The sequence below is a fragment of the Bradyrhizobium sp. CCBAU 45389 genome (genome assembly GCF_028128625.1).
GTDB classification, from domain to species: domain Bacteria; phylum Pseudomonadota; class Alphaproteobacteria; order Rhizobiales; family Xanthobacteraceae; genus Bradyrhizobium; species Bradyrhizobium liaoningense_B.
The window spans coordinates 1-1,734 of sequence record NZ_LBIY01000041.1; the positions used below are offsets into that span (position 1 = coordinate 1).

General features: G+C 66.6%; 1 protein-coding gene and 1 pseudogene. Both read left to right on the forward strand.

The window, feature by feature from the left end:
• Positions 1 to 216: pseudogene (locus XH79_RS06920) on the forward strand (methyl-accepting chemotaxis protein); the annotation flags it as partial.
• Between the two features lie 270 nt (positions 217 to 486).
• On the forward strand, positions 487 to 1,734 hold a 1,248-nt coding region (locus XH79_RS06925; RefSeq protein ID WP_271581169.1), incomplete at its 3' end, for a methyl-accepting chemotaxis protein.

Genomic DNA, 1,734 nt, shown 5'->3' on the forward strand with positions numbered 1-1,734 from the left:
CAAGGCGCCGCCACCGCCGAGATCGCCCGCAGCGTCTCGCAGACGGCAGAGGCGACCAAGGAGGTCACCACCAATATCGGCGGCGTCTCGACCGCCGCCAACGAGACCGGTAACGCCGCCGGCATGGTGCTCGCCGCAGCCAGCAACCTCTCCAAGCAGGCCGAGCAGCTCACCGGCGAAGTCGGAACGTTCCTGAAGGGCGTGCGCGCGGCGTGAGCCGCGCGACATCCGTGGCTCGAACACGACGATGCATCGACGAATCGATGCATCGATTGATGCCAGCGCTCGAGCGCGCAAACACGATCACAATCCATATTTTTCCGGACACGTCGCCGCAGGCGTTGGCGTCTCGCCTGCATATGCGTGTCCATGGCTGCGCGGATTGCGGTGCGCTCGAACACGCCATCCCCTGCGTTCAGGAATGGTAAGAACTTCCTGATACGGCTGCGCGAGAACAAGCATTCTACAACCGTTCCCGAGGCCGTCATGACGCTGCTCAGTCACCTGAAGATCCGCACCAAGCTCGCCAGCATGGTCTGTCTCGCGGCGCTCACGGTCACTGCGCTCATCGTGGCATCCGCCTATCTCAGCAAGACCCGCATGCTCGACGATCGCGCGCGCCAGATGCAGACGGCGGTCGATCTGCTGCACGGCTTTGCGCAATCGCTCCATGACGAGGTCGCGGCCGGCAAGATGACGCTCGCCGACGCGCAGGCCCAGTTCAAGCTGCGCGGACGGCAGATGAAGTTTGGCGGCGGCCAGGGCTACCCCGTCGTCTACACCGCCGATTCAACCGTCATGATGAACGGCGGCGCGCCTCAGCTCGAGGGCAAGAACAACGGCATCAAGGATGCCAATGGCATCGTGATCGGCGATGCCACCGTCAACACGGCGAGGCAAGCTCCCGAAGGCGCCATCCTGTCCTATCTTTTCCCGCGTCCGGGCGAGACCGTTCCGGTTCGCAAGCTGGTGTTCGCCCGCTACTTTGCGCCCTGGAACGTCGCAATTGCCTACGGCCTCTATGTCGACGACATCGACGCCGACGTGCGTGCGCTGACGCTGGAGCTCGCCGCGATCGGCGTCGGCCTGATGCTGCTGATGGCGACACTGTCCTGGCTGATCGCCCGCGACGTGCTCGGCGCGCTCGACCGCCAGAAGAACCGCATGCAGGCGATCTCCGAAGGCGCCATCGACAAGCCGGTCGAGGAGACCGACCGCGGCGACGAGATCGGCCGCATGGCCGAGACGCTCGAAGTCCTGCGCCAGACCGCGCTGACGGCCCGCACGCTCGAAGCCGAGCAGGTTGCCGCCAAATCCCGCAGCGAGCAGGAGAAGCGCGAGGCCCTGATCGCGCTTGCCGACCGCTTCGATGCCTCCGTCGGCCAGCTCGTCGGCCTGATGGCCTCCGGCTCCGGCGAGCTCGAGACCACCGCCAAGTCGATGTCCTCGACCGCCGAAGGCACCAACCGCCGCGCTGCCGTGGTCGGCTCGGCCGCGACCGAAGCCAGCCAGCGCGTCCAGACCGTCGCCGCTGCCGCCGAGGAACTGTCCTCCTCAATCACCGAGATCAGCCGCCAGGTCGCGCAATCGGCCGAAGTGACGGGGCGCGCCGTCGACAGCGCGCGGCGCACCGACACCATCGTGCGCGCGCTCTCGGACGGCGCCCAGCAGATCGAGCACGTCGCCGAGCTGATCTCCAGCATCGCAGCTCAGACCAACCTGCTCGCGCTCAAC